The sequence below is a fragment of the Pedobacter cryoconitis genome (assembly GCF_003259615.1).
In the GTDB taxonomy this organism is placed as follows: Bacteria; Bacteroidota; Bacteroidia; order Sphingobacteriales; family Sphingobacteriaceae; genus Pedobacter; species Pedobacter cryoconitis.
On the sequence record NZ_QLLR01000001.1, the window covers coordinates 456,243 to 472,611 of the forward strand.

General features: G+C 36.3%; 14 protein-coding genes. 10 read left to right on the plus strand and 4 right to left on the minus strand.

Annotated features, from left to right (window positions below; all coding sequences use genetic code 11):
* Nucleotides 1-171: 171 nt before the first annotated feature.
* Nucleotides 172-564 carry a RidA family protein gene (locus tag LY11_RS01965; protein WP_111632039.1) on the plus strand — a complete coding sequence of 131 codons (393 nt, stop codon included), beginning with the start codon at nucleotides 172-174 and terminating at the stop codon, nucleotides 562-564.
* 99 nt (nucleotides 565-663) lie between these two features.
* Here the strand turns inward: LY11_RS01965 and LY11_RS01970 are convergent, their stop codons facing one another.
* Nucleotides 664-2,298: an ABC-F family ATP-binding cassette domain-containing protein gene (locus LY11_RS01970; RefSeq protein WP_111632040.1), complete on the minus strand. Its 1,635-nt coding sequence runs from the start codon at nucleotides 2,296-2,298 to the stop codon at nucleotides 664-666.
* 514 nt (nucleotides 2,299-2,812) lie between these two features.
* Here LY11_RS01970 and LY11_RS01975 point away from each other — a divergent pair.
* From LY11_RS01975 to LY11_RS01995, 6 genes are all read left to right on the plus strand, one after another.
* Nucleotides 2,813-3,766: a helix-turn-helix domain-containing protein gene (locus LY11_RS01975; protein WP_111632041.1), complete on the plus strand. Its 954-nt coding sequence runs from the start codon at nucleotides 2,813-2,815 to the stop codon at nucleotides 3,764-3,766.
* Nucleotides 3,767-3,983: 217 nt separating this feature from the next.
* Nucleotides 3,984-4,595, plus strand: coding sequence for a hypothetical protein (locus LY11_RS01980; protein ID WP_111632042.1), 612 nt, complete (start codon nucleotides 3,984-3,986; stop codon nucleotides 4,593-4,595).
* An 85-nt stretch (nucleotides 4,596-4,680) separates the two neighbouring features.
* Nucleotides 4,681-5,130, plus strand: a complete 450-nt coding sequence (locus tag LY11_RS01985; RefSeq protein WP_111632043.1) for a hypothetical protein — start codon at nucleotides 4,681-4,683, stop codon at nucleotides 5,128-5,130.
* Between the two features lie 71 nt (nucleotides 5,131-5,201).
* Nucleotides 5,202-5,951, plus strand: a complete 750-nt coding sequence (locus LY11_RS01990; protein ID WP_111632044.1) for an AAA family ATPase — start codon at nucleotides 5,202-5,204, stop codon at nucleotides 5,949-5,951.
* A gap of 88 nt (nucleotides 5,952-6,039) precedes the next feature.
* Nucleotides 6,040-6,360, plus strand: coding sequence for a DUF6660 family protein (locus tag LY11_RS26485; protein ID WP_146610786.1), 321 nt, complete (start codon nucleotides 6,040-6,042; stop codon nucleotides 6,358-6,360).
* A 60-nt stretch (nucleotides 6,361-6,420) separates the two neighbouring features.
* Nucleotides 6,421-8,601 carry a TonB-dependent receptor gene (locus LY11_RS01995; protein WP_111632045.1) on the plus strand — a complete coding sequence of 727 codons (2,181 nt, stop codon included), beginning with the start codon at nucleotides 6,421-6,423 and terminating at the stop codon, nucleotides 8,599-8,601.
* A 35-nt stretch (nucleotides 8,602-8,636) separates the two neighbouring features.
* Here the strand turns inward: LY11_RS01995 and LY11_RS02000 are convergent, their stop codons facing one another.
* The gene (locus LY11_RS02000) at nucleotides 8,637-9,209 is read right to left on the minus strand and encodes a hypothetical protein (RefSeq protein WP_111632244.1); all 573 of its coding nucleotides are present in this window, start codon (nucleotides 9,207-9,209) and stop codon (nucleotides 8,637-8,639) included.
* Between the two features lie 709 nt (nucleotides 9,210-9,918).
* Here LY11_RS02000 and LY11_RS26595 point away from each other — a divergent pair.
* The 3 genes from LY11_RS26595 to LY11_RS02015 all read left to right on the plus strand — a co-directional run bounded on the left by LY11_RS26595 (nucleotide 9,919) and on the right by LY11_RS02015 (nucleotide 14,060).
* On the plus strand, nucleotides 9,919-10,449 hold the full coding sequence (locus LY11_RS26595) for a helix-turn-helix domain-containing protein (protein ID WP_170132603.1): 531 nt from the start codon (nucleotides 9,919-9,921) through the stop codon (nucleotides 10,447-10,449).
* Between the two features lie 100 nt (nucleotides 10,450-10,549).
* On the plus strand, nucleotides 10,550-12,973 hold the full coding sequence (locus LY11_RS02010) for an outer membrane beta-barrel family protein (protein WP_111632047.1): 2,424 nt from the start codon (nucleotides 10,550-10,552) through the stop codon (nucleotides 12,971-12,973).
* Nucleotides 12,974-13,139: 166 nt separating this feature from the next.
* On the plus strand, nucleotides 13,140-14,060 hold the full coding sequence (locus LY11_RS02015; RefSeq protein ID WP_111632048.1) for a hypothetical protein: 921 nt from the start codon (nucleotides 13,140-13,142) through the stop codon (nucleotides 14,058-14,060).
* Between the two features lie 132 nt (nucleotides 14,061-14,192).
* On the opposite strand, the gene LY11_RS02020 is transcribed toward LY11_RS02015, so the two are convergent.
* Both LY11_RS02020 and LY11_RS02025 read right to left on the minus strand, forming a co-directional pair.
* Nucleotides 14,193-15,341 (minus strand): acyltransferase family protein, encoded by a 1,149-nt coding sequence (locus LY11_RS02020; protein ID WP_111632049.1) that lies wholly within the window; start codon nucleotides 15,339-15,341, stop codon nucleotides 14,193-14,195.
* A gap of 119 nt (nucleotides 15,342-15,460) precedes the next feature.
* Nucleotides 15,461-16,366, minus strand: coding sequence for a LytTR family DNA-binding domain-containing protein (locus LY11_RS02025; RefSeq protein ID WP_111632050.1), 906 nt, complete (start codon nucleotides 16,364-16,366; stop codon nucleotides 15,461-15,463).
* Nucleotides 16,367-16,369 lie beyond the last annotated feature (3 nt).

Genomic DNA, 16,369 nt, shown 5'->3' on the forward strand with positions numbered 1-16,369 from the left:
GATTTTAATATTAACAAATTTAAGCGTACCAGTGACAACAGTATGTCACAACCATCCTTAAATTCAAATTAATTATAGCCTATATAAAATGATCTGAGTTTTTGGTGTGACAAACAGTTGTCACTATTGGGATTTAGGTTTGTAGAATAAATAATACTTAAATCAAAAACAATGGAAAAAAGATCAGTTGACCCGTGGAAATGGGGTGAATACACAAATTCAGCTCAGGCAGTTGAGGTTAAAAATGTGGAGGGCACACTTTATTGCTCAGGACAAGCAGCAATAGACGGGAATGGGCAGCCTAGTGCGGCGGCTATGAGAACTCAGCTCCTGCTTACTATTCATAACCTGGAAGAACTTATTCAGAGTGCCGGGTATGATTGTTCCGGCATTGTCCGTTTGAATGTTTACACTACTTCTGTGCAGGATTTTTTTAGTACATGTGCAGATGTGTATCAGGATTTTTTGCAGAAGTATGGCATAAAACAAGCTACAACCTTACTGGAAGTTAAAGGTCTTTTTGCAACCCTGACGGTCGAACTGGAAGCTACTGTAGTCAGATAATTCCAATAAAATACATAGATCATTTAACATAAAAAGCCGCTTTTCTTTATAGAAAGCGGCTTTTTATGTTTAGGTAAAACTGGTTATTTCCTATCTGATTTATATTTTATCAATCTCTTTCAAGCTGCTCATTTTCTTATAGGCCAGGAACCCCTTAATATCTTCAAAGTGCTCACGGACACGTTTATTACCAAATTCGAATACTTTTTGAGCCAGTCCGTCTAAGAAATCCCTGTCGTGCGATACCAGAATCAAGGTACCATCAAAATCTTGCAAAGCCTCTTTAATAATATCTTTGGTCTTCATGTCCAGGTGATTACTCGGCTCATCAAGGATCAATACATTTACTGGTTCAAGCAATAATTTAATCATCGCTAAACGCGTTTTCTCCCCGCCAGAAAGCACTTTAACCTTTTTAGTTGTATCGTCACCACTAAACATAAAGGCACCTAAAAGGTCTTTGATTTTCAGGGTTCCACTGCTTAATGGAATCTGATCAATTGTTTCAAATACTGTTAAATTCTCATCCAGCAGTGCCGCCTGATTTTGAGCAAAGTAGCCAATCTTTGCATTATGGCCAACTTTTAAACTGCCTTCAAAATCAATCTCATTCATAATTGATTTAATCATGGTTGACTTCCCTTCGCCATTTTTACCCACAAAAGCCACTTTTTCTCCCCGTTCAATCACCAGTGATGCTTTTTCGAAGACTACATGATCACCATACTTTTTGGTCAGCTCTTCTACAATTAACGGGTATTGCCCTGAACGTGGCGATGGTGGGAACTTCAGGCGTAATGCCGAAGTGTCCACTTCATCTATTTCGATAACTTCTAGTTTTTCAAGCATTTTCACCCGTGACTGCACTTGCAGAGTCTTTGAGTAAGTACCTCGGAAGCGGTCTATAAATTCCTGGTTATCGGCAATAAATCGTTGTTGTTCTTCGTAAGCTTTTAACAGGTGAACACGGCGGTCGGCACGCAACTGCAGGTAGTGGCTATATTTGGCTTTGTAATCGTAAATCCGGCCCATCGTAACCTCAATTGTACGATTGGTAACGTTATCTATAAAAGTACGGTCATGTGAAATTACCATCACAGCCTTTGCTGAGTTGATTAAAAAATCTTCCAGCCATTGAATACTTTCAATATCCATATGGTTGGTAGGCTCATCCAGTAAAATCAGATCTGGTTTCTTTAATAAGATCTTGGCCAGTTCGATCCGCATACGCCATCCGCCCGAAAACTCAGAAGTTTGGCGGGTAAAGTCCTTACGTTCAAAACCTAAGCCTTTTAATACTTTTTCTACCTCAGCATCGTAATTGACTTCCTCTACCGAATAGAACTGCTCACTCAGTTCCGATACACGCTCAATTAACTTCATGTAATCGTCGCTTTCATAATCGGTTCTGATCGTCAGCTGCTCATTCAGCTCGTCCAGCTCCTTTTGCATCTGATGTACCTCTTGAAAAGCTTTTAAGGTTTCTTCAAAAACAGTAACATTGTCTTGCGTAAGCAAATGCTGTGGCAAATATGCAATTACAGCATCCTTTGGCCCGGTTACATTACCCGAAGTGGGTTTTATAGCATCGGCAATTATCTTTAAGATGGTAGATTTGCCGGCACCATTTTTACCCATCAGGGCTATTTTATCATTTTCATTAATTGAAAACGTTACATCACTAAACAGGGTAGTTCCGCCAAATGAAACGGAGATATTATTTACATTAATCACGAAATGAAGATATTAAATTGAGCAGTAAAGATAATGGAATTTGGTATAAATACAGAATACACAACTGTTATTAGCTCCTACCTAAAGAATTGCAAAAAATGTTAAGGAAATGTGATATAAATAGGTTTTAAGCAGTAAGCTGATGATTGATTCGAATCATCAGTCAAGACTATGAGTTTACTTGACTGTAGTACCGAAATATAATCCGACCTGATCAACATGGCATATCAAATTACATTATAAATTTATTATATCACTTTCTTGTAGATATATAAACTTATAGTCAATCAAATTAACATATTAATTTAAATGTAACAAGTATTATAATGGCAACCGTTAAAAATACCTTATATTTCCAATATGGAATTAAATTCCAAAATAAAACGTTAAAATTAAAATAATAAGTAAAATAAAACAATATTTTAAACGAACAGAATCGACTAACCTGATAATTGTTTTCGAAGAGAAATTATTCTCTTGCTACATAAATCCACTTAATCTAAAATATGTACAGATGGAAAGCCCGATCAGAACCTGTTACAGCTCAGAAACCATATCTGTAGAGAATGCAACAGGTAGACTCCCCAAAAACTGCCTGTTTCCTATAAGCTATGCAGATGCAGAATTAACCAGACTTAGCGCGGGTACGGTAGTAAGACAATATGTGAGCAATTATCATTTTTATATGGAAATGTATGATCTCAACCTACATATTCCACTTATTTTAAGTTATACCGTAGAACACCCAACAATGTTTCTTTTCGGAATGCTTAAAGGAGTCGTTAAGTTTACTACGGTTAATGGACAGATAATTACCGAAACAAATGAGAATACCTGCTATGCTGCAACCAACAAACCCGGACAGTATCTCAGTCATTTTTTCACAGGTAGTCATTGTTTATTGTACATTGTATTTAAGGAAGATTGGCTTAAAAGAAGTCCGGAGCGTTACCCATTATTAATTGATTTTTTACAAAAAATTGAAACAGATGATTTATTATATGCTTTTATGCCCCAATGCCCAATAACTGGCCATATAAAAGAAACTTTTTATAATCTTTGCAAGCCTACAATTATCGAGAAAGAAATCTTTGAAGACATCCAAGCTATTAGATGTAAATATTTATTAATAGCTTACCATGCAGCGCTAATATACAAATCCAACCTTCCTGCTTATCGTGTAAAAGACTTTTTAGATGCAAATTATGGAAATTCTGAATTGAGCAATGAAAAATTAGCAGATGAGTTTAATACAACAAAAAAAACACTTATAAGAACCTTCAAGACAGAGTTCGGCATCTCTCCTTACGCATATCTGATAAACGTCAGAATGAAACAGGCAATGCAGTTGTTTAACAATAATGTTTCTGTAAGCATGACTTATCAACAGGTTGGTTATGCAGATTCACGAAGTTTCAGCAAACAATTTAAGATTTTTTTTGGCTATCCGCCTTCAGAATACCAATAGACAACTCTTTCCGATTTATATAAAATTTTTTCAATACTAGAAAGAACTTTAAGGACATTTTAAACACTGTGTTTAACCATTTTTTGTCCCTTTTGTTCTACCTGAAAATGAAAAATATCCTGAAATTTAATTAAAATATTTTGATACAAAATTTACTGCAAAGAAATCAAATACTATATTTCATGATTTGATAAAAATATTATCAAATATACAATCAATGAAAGACCAAAAAACAATAAAATCCAAATATAAATTCACTAATAAAAAAATGACTATGAAAACCTACATGAAACTAATTTTATTACTCTTACTAAGTGTTCTCACAATTACCTCCTGTAAAAAGGATGAAAAAATTAATCCCGCTGAGAAAAATTCAAAAATCATTCCAAATGATCCAATCGCAAGTATCGTTATTGATAAACATGGCACTGCAATAATTAAAACTAAATCAGGGAAGGAAATCAAGCAAAGTGTACTTACAAAATCCGAGCTAGGTATATTAAACGATACAATTACAAATAAATCCCCAATTACACTGACTTTTAGATTACCGATAAAATTAGATAATGTCAGTTCATTCAACACATCTTCTTCAAGTTCTATTGAGGTGCCAAATAGTTACTTCACCTTTACCCTTACACGTTTTTCAGCCTCCTACGTAAGTATAAGTGTCTGGCCAGCAATAATGCCAGTTGATGATTATGTTGTTCGGGCCACTCCATTTATTACAAGACATACTAATCCGGTGTTATGGGAGATAAATTATGTATATACCAGGAATGGAAGTGCATTTTATTCTACACAAGTACAAATGTCTACTTGGCTTTAAGCCAAGTAGATAATCCCAAACAAATATTAAAGCCAATATTTGTTTATATTGGCTTTAATATTTGTTTGGGATTACAAATTAAATCATGAAAATATTAAAGAAGCATAACACGTTATTGCAATACTCTATAAACCTTCTTTACTTTGAGAAAAATTCAGAGTTAAAGCAGACACAATATACTTCGAGCCACTGGACAATGGGAGCAGAAAACAGCTTACTTTTACAATATGATATATTTTTCTACGCCAAAAATCCAATTACAAATGAGTGTTTTGTGAACTATCATAATAGATTCGACTTACAATGTATAATAGAGGATATTGTAGTTGATGCGGAAGAAGTAGTGAAGTTTAAAGAGATTATAAATGTTTCTGCTCAACTTTTCCTTATGCAGAACACAAAAGATTATTACTATTTATTAAATTTTAATGAAATGAATTTAACAAGCGATAATAATCAAAATCCAACCAGACTAAGTGGAATCGACCTTGAGATCAAAAGTGTAAAGAAGGCAATGGGAATTTCACCCATTTAAACGCATATCAGCTGATGAATAAACTTTATTGTTCCAAGGAAACCTTAGTGTTAATCAATCATAATTAATGTATGGAGGCTAAACCATACTTGCAAGAAATTGGACTAAAAGAAGGAAGCATTGCGTCCTTTGCCAATTATCCATTTAACATTCCTTCAATAAAAATGATGCCTGTAATTAAATTTCATGCAGATGTAACCTTTATTGTTGGAGAGAACGGTTCAGGAAAGTCTACATTTATTGAAGCCCTGGCCCAATGGTTAGGAATTTCAGCACAAGGAGGGTCAAATCAGGTTTATATGGAGGAAAGCGCTGGCCTGTTACTTCCCAGACATTTGAAAGGTTCAAAAAGCTATCGTAAACCAAAGGATTACTTTTTTTTACGTGCAGAGAGTCTTTATAATGTAGCCACTTATCTTGATGAAGTCTACCAGGGATCAGTAGCTGAAAATTACGGAGTTAATTCGTTACACGAATGTTCACACGGAGAATCTTTTTTAGCTATAATGGCAAATAGATTAGGAGGTAATGGTTTATATATCTTTGATGAACCTGAAGCAGCCCTTTCTCCAACTAGACAATTAACCGCCTTGAGCCTAATTGATACACTGGTAAAAAAGAACTCACAATTTATAATTGCAACACATTCTCCCATATTATTAGCCTATCCGAATTCAATAATTTACCAATTCGATGAATCAGGAATAAAAGAAATTAGTTATGAAGATACACAGCCATTTATAGTTACAAAGTCTTTTTTAAACAACCATAAATCAATGATAAATAACTTATTATACAATTCAGAAAATGATAAAGGTTAAAAACTCTTGCTTTTCACCTAACCGATGAGTAACATTGCAAAGAAGCATAGTCAAATGAACTGATCTAAACTCATTTATTTTTTACACCGTGAAATTTATAGCACTTCTTCTTTCTGTCATGGCGCTGCTGCTAACTGTCATCCCTTGTTGTGAGTTAGAAGCAAAAGAAAACCATACGCATCAAATTGAGCAAAAGAAAGTGCGCGTGCACAATGAAACAGACGATAACTGCTGTAAAGATTGCTCCCCTTTTTATGTTTGCGGCACTTGTACAGGATTTGCTTTTACTGGCGAATTTGTGTGGACATATACCTTTCTGTCAGTACCGTTCCAGCACAATACTATTTACATCCCCTTTAAACTGACTAACCCTTCTGTTCTCATCTGGCAACCGCCCAAGCTATCTTAAGTTCCCTCAACCAAAGTCCGCAGGACATATTTACCGAATGCAATAATTTAAAATCAAATCATGAAAAGAACGATTGTGCTTTGGGCTATGCTATTATTTACAGCAGGTGCCTTTGCTCAAAATACTTATAAAGCAACAATTAAGGAAGCGAAAACCAATAGGATATTATCTGGCGCAACTGTCAAAATATCAGGTACGTCACTTGAAACTACATCAGATGAAAAAGGATCAATTATACTAAATAATATACCATCGGGTAAGCAGATTATACAATATACTTATGTCGGCTTTCTGACCAAAACTGATACTTTAACCTTTCCCCTCTCAAACACCACACCTGCGGAAATTTCACTCACCTCAGTGGCAGAAAATGAGGAACTTGAAGAAGTAGTTGTTTCCGCGACCAGGAGCACCCGCACCATAGCCAGCATTCCAACCCGCGTAGAAGTTATTGGAGGCGAAGAGCTCGATGAAAAAGGGAATATGAAGCCTGGCGACATCCGCATGATGCTGGCTGAAAGTACAGGAATACAAACACAGCAAACTTCTGCCACAAGTGGTAACTCTGCTATCCGCATTCAGGGACTGGACGGAAAATACACGCAGATTATACGGGACGGTTTCCCCCTGTATTCAGGTTTTTCTGGCGGACTTGGCTTATTACAGATAGCACCGTTAGACCTGCAACAGGTTGAAGTGATCAAAGGATCATCCTCTACCCTATACGGTGGCGGTGCGATAGCTGGCCTGGTAAACCTGGTATCCAAAAAGCCAACGAACGAACGCCAGCTGAATTTCCTTTTAAATGGAACTTCTGCTCTGGGTTTGGATGTCAGTAGTTTTTACGCACAGAAATTTGACAAAATCGGCATTACTATTTACGGAGCCTATAACAAAGGAACTGCCTATGATCCGTCAGGTATTGGTTTAACAGCGATTCCTAAGTTTGACCGTTTCACCTTAAACCCGAAACTATTTTTTTATTTTAATGAAGCTACAACACTTTCTGCAGGGATCAATGCTACGACTGAAAAACGTATTGGCGGTGATCTGGAATACGTAAGAGGAAACGCCAGTGCCGCGCACTCTTATTTCGAGGAGAACAAAACCGGCCGTTACAGCTCACAATTAGAACTGGATCATAAACTAAATGATAGCGAAAAAATCGTAATCCGTAATTCCGTGAGTTACTACGATCGTAGTATCGGGCTGCCTGACTACCTGTTCTCAGGGGTACAGGTATCTACCTATAGTGAGGCTAACTATAGCTGGAACAGTGAGAAAGCAGACTGGGTTGCCGGGGTAAATTTCCTGACTGACCATTTCAGGGAACATCAGAACAGCAGCGTAGCACTAAGAAGTTACCACTATACGACCATTGGGGCATTTGCACAAAACACCTGGAACTTAGCTGAAAAATTCAGTATAGAATCTGGTATTCGCGGTGATTATCACAATGAATACGGCTTTTTTTTCCTGCCGAAGATTTCTGGACTATTGAAAATCAATCAACATTTCTCAATGCGCTTAGGCGGAGGATTAGGCTATAAAGCACCTACTGTGTTTACTGAAGATGCAGAAAGGATTCAATTCCGGAATGTGTTACCGATTGACGTGAAGAATACCAAAGCAGAGCGCTCCTACGGCGCGAACTACGATGTAAACTACCGCACCAGTATAGTTGATGGTCAGGTCGGATTTAGCATCAACCACATGTTTTTCTACACCCGGATCAATAACCCGATTTTGTTAACCCCGGATGCAGGCGGCAATTTAGCTTATGTTCAGCCTAACGGAAATCTGGATACGAAGGGGATGGAAACCAATGCCAAAATCACTTACAGCAATTTCAAATTATTCATTGGTTACACATTCGCTGATGTAAACCAGCATATGGGAAGCAAAAGCATGGTTTACCCTCTTGTTTCTAAACATCGTCTGAATAATGTGCTGATGTACGAAATAGAAGATAAATGGAAAATTGGCTTAGAAGCTTATTACTTCAATAAACAGCAGCTAAACGACGGCACTACAGGTAAAAGTTACTGGACTACAGGATTTATGGCCGAAAAACTTTGGGAGCGCTTTTCTATTTTTGTGAACTTTGAGAATTTCAGCGATACCCGCCAGACTAAGTTTGATACGATCTATACAGGAACCCTCACTGCTCCTGTTTTCAGAGATATTTATGCACCCGTTGATGGTTTTGTAGTTAACGGAGGAATAAAAATAAGATTATAAAATTTCAAAAACCGTTACCTCAGCTGTAACGGTTTTTATTTTGAGCCGATTTTTAATAATTCAGCATACATATTATTTAAAAAACTTTGCTGACTGGTATCTTCCTTGAAATATCGCTGATAGAGGACACTGCAACTCTCTACATCGGAAATATTTTTTGTGTTAAAAGACCAATCATCTGTGTTCTTGACTGTAATTCCTATATCAGTACTGCAGCTTTGCCACAGCTCGGAGAATTTAGTGCTTTTATCTTTGCTTAATTTATCGAAGTCTGCATAAACTGAAAATCCGTGCATTTCCGAATTAAAAAATTTCGTAATCGAAGTTACGGGCACACCTCCCCAATCTATCGTTTGACCACTTGGAAGCTCTATTGAATTGAGTTTTTCCTCACTCATCATTTTATCTTGTTTTCCTTCTTTGAAAAAGTGTTCCTCATAAACCAAAGTTGTTCCCACCGGAACTAATATCTTTTTAACTACCATTGGTTCCGTAGTCATATAATAAGGATAATCTGGAGAAGAATTTCCTGTCGGATTCATACTTCCCATACATCCCATTAAAGAGAATAAGCCCAATAAAAAAGAAGAAAATTTAAAAAATTTCATAAGCGTTATTTCAGCAAGTTCAGCACATTCAGCTTGCGTCATTTGCTAAAATAATAAAACATATTCCTTATATGATAAAAAAGTACTATACAAGTCAGTTATTTTGAAATGCTATATTGCATTATGGATTATAGCTTTTATTGCGCCTGATATGGTAGTGTTTAACTTCTATACCCTTTTGACGGGTATTTCTGGCATCAATTTAATTTTCATCGCGCTTTACAGCCTCTTAAATAAAGAGCGCAGAAAAAGCCTGACTGCATTTTTTCTTTCTTTTTTCTGCATTTTTTTATCAATAAATCTTTTATATGATATTTTAACGCTTAACAATGTCTTTGGGTTTTACCTCAGATTTTTAGACGAATTTTCTCTTTTATTAGCTTTTCCATGCCTATATTTTTATGTGCTCTTGTTAACAAATAATCGCCTGGCATTTGAAAAAAGATATTTATTCCACTGTATTCCTGCAGTTTTTTTTCTGGTTATATGGGTATTTCCGCCAGAAAGCTTCTTATTGTGGAACCGAAACTTGCCTATGAGTTTGCTTTACCGGCACCTTAATCATATCCAATTCTTGTTCTATATCATATTAATCTTTAGCACTCTAAGGAAAAATGACAAAGTTTCGAAGGAACTGATCTCTACGATTGAAAATGGAAATTTAAAGTGGATTAAAGAATTGTTAATATTCTTATTTATCCTGTTTTTAGTGTGGATATTAGATAATGCAGGATTAATCAACGGAACTGTAATGGCCATCCCCTTACTGTTATTTAGTTATTGGCTGGGGCAACATGCAATTAATCAAAAAGACATTTATTACAACGTTTCAAAAGATTTTAAAATAGATTCTGTAATGCCAGAACAGAATCGATATAGAAATTCAAAACTTACTGAAGCTAATAAGAGAGGTTATGTGGCAAGCATTGAAGAATTTATGTCTACGGAGAAGCCTTACCTGAATAATGAACTTACCTTAACTTCTATGGCAAACAAACTTGATTTAAAACCGATTCATTTATCACAGGTTTTAAATGAGGAATTCAAAGAGAATTTTTATGCCTTTATAAATCGCTACCGCATTATTGAAAGCCAAAGATTATTAAAAGATATACGCTATCGGAACTATAGTATACAAGCGATAGCCTTTGAAGCTGGTTTTAATTCCATGTCTACCTTCAACAAAGCTTTTAAAGAAATTGTGGGCAAGGCTCCTTCAATCTATCAAAAAGAGGATTAGTTAATTCCTAAAGCCTATGCGGTTATACGCCTAAGCTTAGCCGGAAGGCCTTTCGTGGAATAACAACGAGTTTTGGATTACAATAAAAATCCAATTGCTCATGAAAACATCAATACTTTTTATGCTCATGCTAATTAGTAGCTTAGGCTTTGCCCAGTCCAACAGCAGCCTGTCAGGACATTTAAAATACAAAGATGGTCTGACTGCAAAAGACATTACAGTTTCTCTTATAAGGTTCAGTGACTCCGTTTTAGTACAAAGACTCAATGTTTTAGAAGATGGCTATTACCTATTTAAGGATTTGAAACCCGGAACATATGTTATTGTTTTTACATCTTTAGGCATCCGGGAAGTAAAGCGCGGACCGATACCCCTTAAAAATGAAAGTCTTGTTTTAGATACTATTCTCTTAAATCGGAGTATACAACAACTACAAGAAGTTAGCATTAAAAGCACCCAGCCTTTAATCCAGAGATCAATTGATAAAACTATTTTAAATGTTGAGCATACGAGCCTTGCTATAGGTAATACGGCATTAGATCTATTGAACAGAGCGCCCGGTTTAACCGTTCTAAATGATGGAACCATCCAATTAAATGGCAAACAAGGCGTTACAGTTATGTTAGATGGCAAACTTACTTATTTATCATCTTCACAACTTACCTCCTTATTGCGTAACACAAATTCAAGTCAAATTAAATCAATAGAAATCATGACGCATCCACCAGTTAAATATGATGCGTCTGGAAGTGCTGGTTTAATTAATATCATTTTAAAAAAAAATAAGGAGCTTGGGAGCAACGGGACGATTACTGCAGATGGTGCAGTTGGAAAATATATAAAGGCTAATACAGGATTTTCAATAAATCAAAGGAGTAAAAAGTTAAACGTTTACGGGAACTATAATTATGCTGACAATAAAAGATACGGAATATTGAACCTCGACCGGGCAGCCAATATGCTCGGAAACCTAAGTAATATAGTCCAGCAAAGTAATTCAACAACAACGAATCACAATCATACTTACAAAGCTGGCCTGGATTACAATTTTGATAAAAATAATACGGTTGGATTAGTTGTAGCTGGATATACCAATGACCAAGATGAAATAATAAACAATAAATCGTTCATTAATCATTCTGTTACACAGCCATCCCAAATTATAGCGCTTAATAAGGGGAAAAACAGCTATTCAAATATAGCTTATAACCTGAACTATAAATCTTTAATAGATACACTTGGTCAGCAAATAGATATTGATTTAGCACTTTTAAACTATAATAATGCTGAGCAGGTTATTTATGAGAACAACTTTTTTGATGAGAATGGAAACCCTGGTATGAAGGCAGCAATATTCAGAAATATATCACCAACAGACTTAAAAATAAAAGCACTTACCATTAATTATACACTCCCGCTTTCAAAAACATCAACCGTTGACATTGGTCTTAAATCAAGCCTTGTCAAGACAGACAACGATTTTCTGGTTGAAAACAAAGAGGGAAATTCGTGGTTGAAAGATTTTGAGCAAAGCAATAGATTCCGGTATAAAGAACTTATCAATGCCGCTTATTTAAATCTTAATAAAGATTTGCCTGGTTTCAATATGCAGCTGGGTGTACGCGCTGAGCATACATCCACCAAAGGTAATTCTATTACAATGGCTGAGGTGGTCAAAAGGGAATATTTGGATTTGTTCCCTGTCATTACCTTTAGCAAAAAAATTAACAAGGATAATACAGTTAGTTTAACAGCCAATAGCCGAATAGATCGTCCTAATTATGGCACTTTGAATCCATTTATTTATTACCTGGACTTATACACCTATAAACGCGGCAATCCTGATTTAAAACCGCAATACACTAACAGCTTGTCTTTCAATTATATTTTACGACAAAAATATGGGCTGCAAGTCGCATATAGTCATACGAAGGATGTCATTACCGACATTATAAAGCCAGACACAGTCCGCAAAGCCCTATTTACTTCTCCTGAGAATCTGGCCAGGCAAAATTCAATCAGTTTAAGTCTGAGTATACCGCTGACTATAGCCAGTTTCTGGACTATGTATAATGATCTTAGCGCATATCATGTGAATTTTTACTCCAATAATATTTTAGGCACAACCTATAACAGTAATCAGAATGCCATGAATTTTAAGTCTTATTCTACATTTTCACTAAGTAAAAATTTCAGCTTCGATCTCTCTTATTGCTATCAATCCAGGCAGCTTTTTGGCACCTCCTATTTGAAATCATTTTCATTTGTAGATGCAGGCACGTCCTATAAATTTTTCGGCAATCGTTTAAATGCTAAACTTTCCGTTAAAGACATCTTTAACAAAAAAACACAAATTATATATAGCAACCTGCCTGGATTAAATTACACGATGTACGATAAACCAGAAACAAGGATAATTGTGTTAGGCTTAAGCTATTCCTTTGGTGGTAAGGAAGTAAGACAGCCAAGAAGGAGATCAACAGGAATTGAAGAGGAAAAAAGCAGGATCGGAGGTATCAGGTAATACGATCTCTTAAAAAAATTTCATCAGAATACGGGGGAATAATGGCATTATACAGTTTGCCTGATAGAATCAAAATTTTAAAAAAATTAACTCCATCATACAGAAAAATGTTATTTTTTTAATAATCAAATAAGATTATTATCTTACAAAAACCAAATATACCACTATGACTAAACGCTTCTTTATCCTGCCACTATTGCTGCTTTCAATTTTCAGCTGTAAAAAAAAAGTTTCACAACCTGAAATTAAACTTTTTAGCGCCGATTACAAGGATATGCAATTGAATAGCGGTTTTAAAAACAACAGCATCTCCATCAAGGGAACGGATTGGTCGGTCGAATATGTGAAAGATGCAGTCTCAGGAGAGGTGTTTCTGGATCAGGCCGGACAACCTATAGCCTTAAAGGGCCTGGGTAATGTAGAATTACAAAAAGGATGGCTGAAACTAGAAAGAAAGCAAGCAAATGATCAGCTTACCCTGTCCTTGAAGGAGAATTTAGGTACTACTGCAAGAAAATTCCTGATCGGCATTCTTGCTGACGGAAATCGGGATCAGCTTTCTTTTACCCAAACCCGCGGTAAAGGTTATACCCTAGTGAAAAAGGAAATTACAGAGGTTCCGGGAAGCAGGAAGGAATATACCAGTGAAGAGGGTTTGCATACAATCACGGCAACTAATCCAGACTGGGTAGCAAAGTTTGTTGACATTTCGGACATCTATAAAGATGTGAAACATATGTCTGAATTTACCAGTGACGATGATGACGCATTTAATTGGGTAAATGCAACAGATACATCAGTATTTATGGATGAAATTAAGAAAGATGGCAAGATTTACTGGTCACAGCCTGTAGCCTATAAAAAAGGGCAGTCCTTAGAACCCTATGTAAAAACCGGTGGTAGTAAAATAGAAATTCTTGTTCAAGCCAACACAAGCGCTAAGGCCAGGGGAAAGATAACTTACTTGTCCAGAGAAAGCCATTATACCTTTACCATTAAAAATTCATCTTCAGGAAACCTCTTTGAGGTGTCTGGCACTTGGAAACAGAAAGTGCCAATATCCACGTCTACTGAGCTTTATGAATAATAAACAGTTTCTACTAACGCTGAGCTTTTTCCGTTTTTGGTCTGATTATCAGGAAAACAGCAAACAGATCTCTTATATTAGATCAGTGTAAAAAAACAGCACTTATTTGGTTATAACCGGAGGATTTTGAGCTTAAACAATTCTTTTCACTCCCGGAATCAATAGAATAAGTTTACCGAGCATAAAGCTGCCCAACACAGCTAAAGGAGCTACCAGCAGCAGCTTAATTGCAGGATCAACCGTCCAGTTTCTTACCGCAAGGGTTAGCAAAACTATGACCATCGGATGAAAAATATAAACAGCAAAAGAGCAACGGGATAACCCATTAAGTAGTGGCGATGAAATATTCCACGATCCCTTTGCCCAACTCAGCATTGCGGTTATGATAGACATCCCTATCCATTGTTCCCATACAGCATACAATAGCGACTGCCAGTGAAAACCGCCAGAATACCAGGAAACCGGCATATTCAATTTGACGCGGATAATGAAAAATAACGGAAAAAATAACAAACATAACCATGCAGACCATTGGAGACATTTTCCAGTACGTTCGGATAATCCGTCAAACCATTTATTTCGACACGCCAGCAAACCAACAATAAACAATGCGATGTATTGCGGAAAATGCCCCAATTGAAACCCCAATGGCTTAAGCACCCATCCACCGGGAAATAATATCCTGGTCAAAAAACTTACCACCCCCAATGAAACAGCAAATAGCAAGATAGTACCAGCACCCGGCGCAGGCAGCGGATTTTTGAATGTAATATTGATCAGGCTTCGTCCTGCCACGTAAATCAAAATGAAAATCAATAAAGCTGCAACAAACCACATTACACCAAAATCTACCCAGGAATCATACCCCGACAAGTATTGCAGGTAAGTTATATAATGACCCTTAGCAAAATAATAAACTAAATAACTGATAAAGGGTGAAAATACAAAAGAATAAAACAGCAAAGGGATGCCCAGTCTCAGCAAACGGTCAATAATAAACTGCCGGCATCCTTTCCTATCGTAAGAAGGGGCTGTAAAGTAAGCTGATAGCAGAAAGAAAAAGCCCATAAAGAAAGATTGGTTTATACTCACAAACATCGTCATGGGAACAAGCGCACCAATATGGGTTGTTTTTTGCGTATAATACCAGCCAGTGGAAGAGCTGTAGGCAATAAATGTGTGATGGAGCACCACAAGAACAGTCAACAGTATTTTAATATTATCGATGTAAAATAACTTGTTTAACTGGTCAGATTGAGTTGGCTCTAGTGATGATGACATGATTTATTTTTGTTTAAGATTGATAGGTTAACTCTGTACTGATGGCAAACCTACAAACAACAAAAACACATTCCCAAGCACTTGTTACGGGTAACAAGCCTTTGTGATGAACAACAAGCCTAAGTGATATACTCTTGCTTGAGCTGTTCATACAAGCTGTTAAAACTGTCTAACTGTGCCCTTGAAACAGGAACCTTTGCGCCGGTAGCTTTGAAAGCAAGTAAGTAGCCCTGAGCATTACCTGATACATTTTCGATCAGGAGCATATTCACTAAATAAGCTCTATGGCAACGAAAGAAGTTAGGGTGACTGGAAATTTGTGAATTAAACTGTGTAAGGGAAATCCTTTTGAGTTCGGTACTGAGCTGAGCATCTTTATAACTGGTGAGTTCAATATAATTGCCTTCTGCTTTAGCGAAAAGCAAATCACTTAAATACAAACTAAAGTCGTCTTGTTTAACTTGTGTTTTGATAAAGACCGGAGATTGAATAACCATTTTTGGCTGTTCAACACTCAACGGAATAAATTGAACAACAAACGGAGCACCTTTTTTGGATTGAAAATAGAAATTGGCTACCCGAAAAATCAAATAAAAAAAACTACCCGCCACTAAACTATTCCTTAATTCTTCCCATAAATAATACCACGACAAATTATCGGTGTTATGATAAATTATGTCGCGCATTAAAAAGCCGGCAATGCCTGTTAAGATCAGAACAATTCCTATATGTTTGTATTCCTGAAGTAAGGTCCAGCCTTTTGATTGTGACCGCTTTCTTAAATAATTAAGCGTTCTAAAATAAGTATAAATAACTATTGCCGGCGACAACGCATGAAGAGCACATATGAAGAAATAGTTTATCTTTTGTTCCGGTGCAGACACACCAAAGGGCTTAAATAATAAAAGAAATAGTAGAATAACAACAAAGATAACAGCTGAATTTTTAAGCAGATTACCGGGAAGGTAGCGGTTCGGATATTCAATCTCTTTAAATAAATGTTCTCTGTTAATATAAATTTCCATAGT

Excerpts from the sequence above, each read along its gene's own strand:
- LY11_RS01965 (WP_111632039.1), top strand. The coding sequence starts at position 172 with ATGGAAAAAAGATCAGTTGACCCGTGGAAATGGGGTGAATACACAAAT.
- LY11_RS01975 (WP_111632041.1), top strand. The coding sequence starts at position 2,813 with ATGGAAAGCCCGATCAGAACCTGTTACAGCTCAGAAACCATATCTGTA.
- LY11_RS01980 (WP_111632042.1), top strand. The coding sequence starts at position 3,984 with ATGAAAGACCAAAAAACAATAAAATCCAAATATAAATTCACTAATAAA.
- LY11_RS01985 (WP_111632043.1), top strand. The coding sequence starts at position 4,681 with ATGAAAATATTAAAGAAGCATAACACGTTATTGCAATACTCTATAAAC.
- LY11_RS01990 (WP_111632044.1), top strand. The coding sequence starts at position 5,202 with ATGGAGGCTAAACCATACTTGCAAGAAATTGGACTAAAAGAAGGAAGC.
- LY11_RS01995 (WP_111632045.1), top strand. The coding sequence starts at position 6,421 with ATGAAAAGAACGATTGTGCTTTGGGCTATGCTATTATTTACAGCAGGT.
- LY11_RS02000 (WP_111632244.1), bottom strand. The coding sequence starts at position 9,209 with ATGAAATTTTTTAAATTTTCTTCTTTTTTATTGGGCTTATTCTCTTTA.
- LY11_RS02010 (WP_111632047.1), top strand. The coding sequence starts at position 10,550 with ATGAAAACATCAATACTTTTTATGCTCATGCTAATTAGTAGCTTAGGC.
- LY11_RS02015 (WP_111632048.1), top strand. The coding sequence starts at position 13,140 with ATGACTAAACGCTTCTTTATCCTGCCACTATTGCTGCTTTCAATTTTC.
- LY11_RS02020 (WP_111632049.1), bottom strand. The coding sequence starts at position 15,341 with ATGTCATCATCACTAGAGCCAACTCAATCTGACCAGTTAAACAAGTTA.
- LY11_RS02025 (WP_111632050.1), bottom strand. The coding sequence starts at position 16,366 with ATGGAAATTTATATTAACAGAGAACATTTATTTAAAGAGATTGAATAT.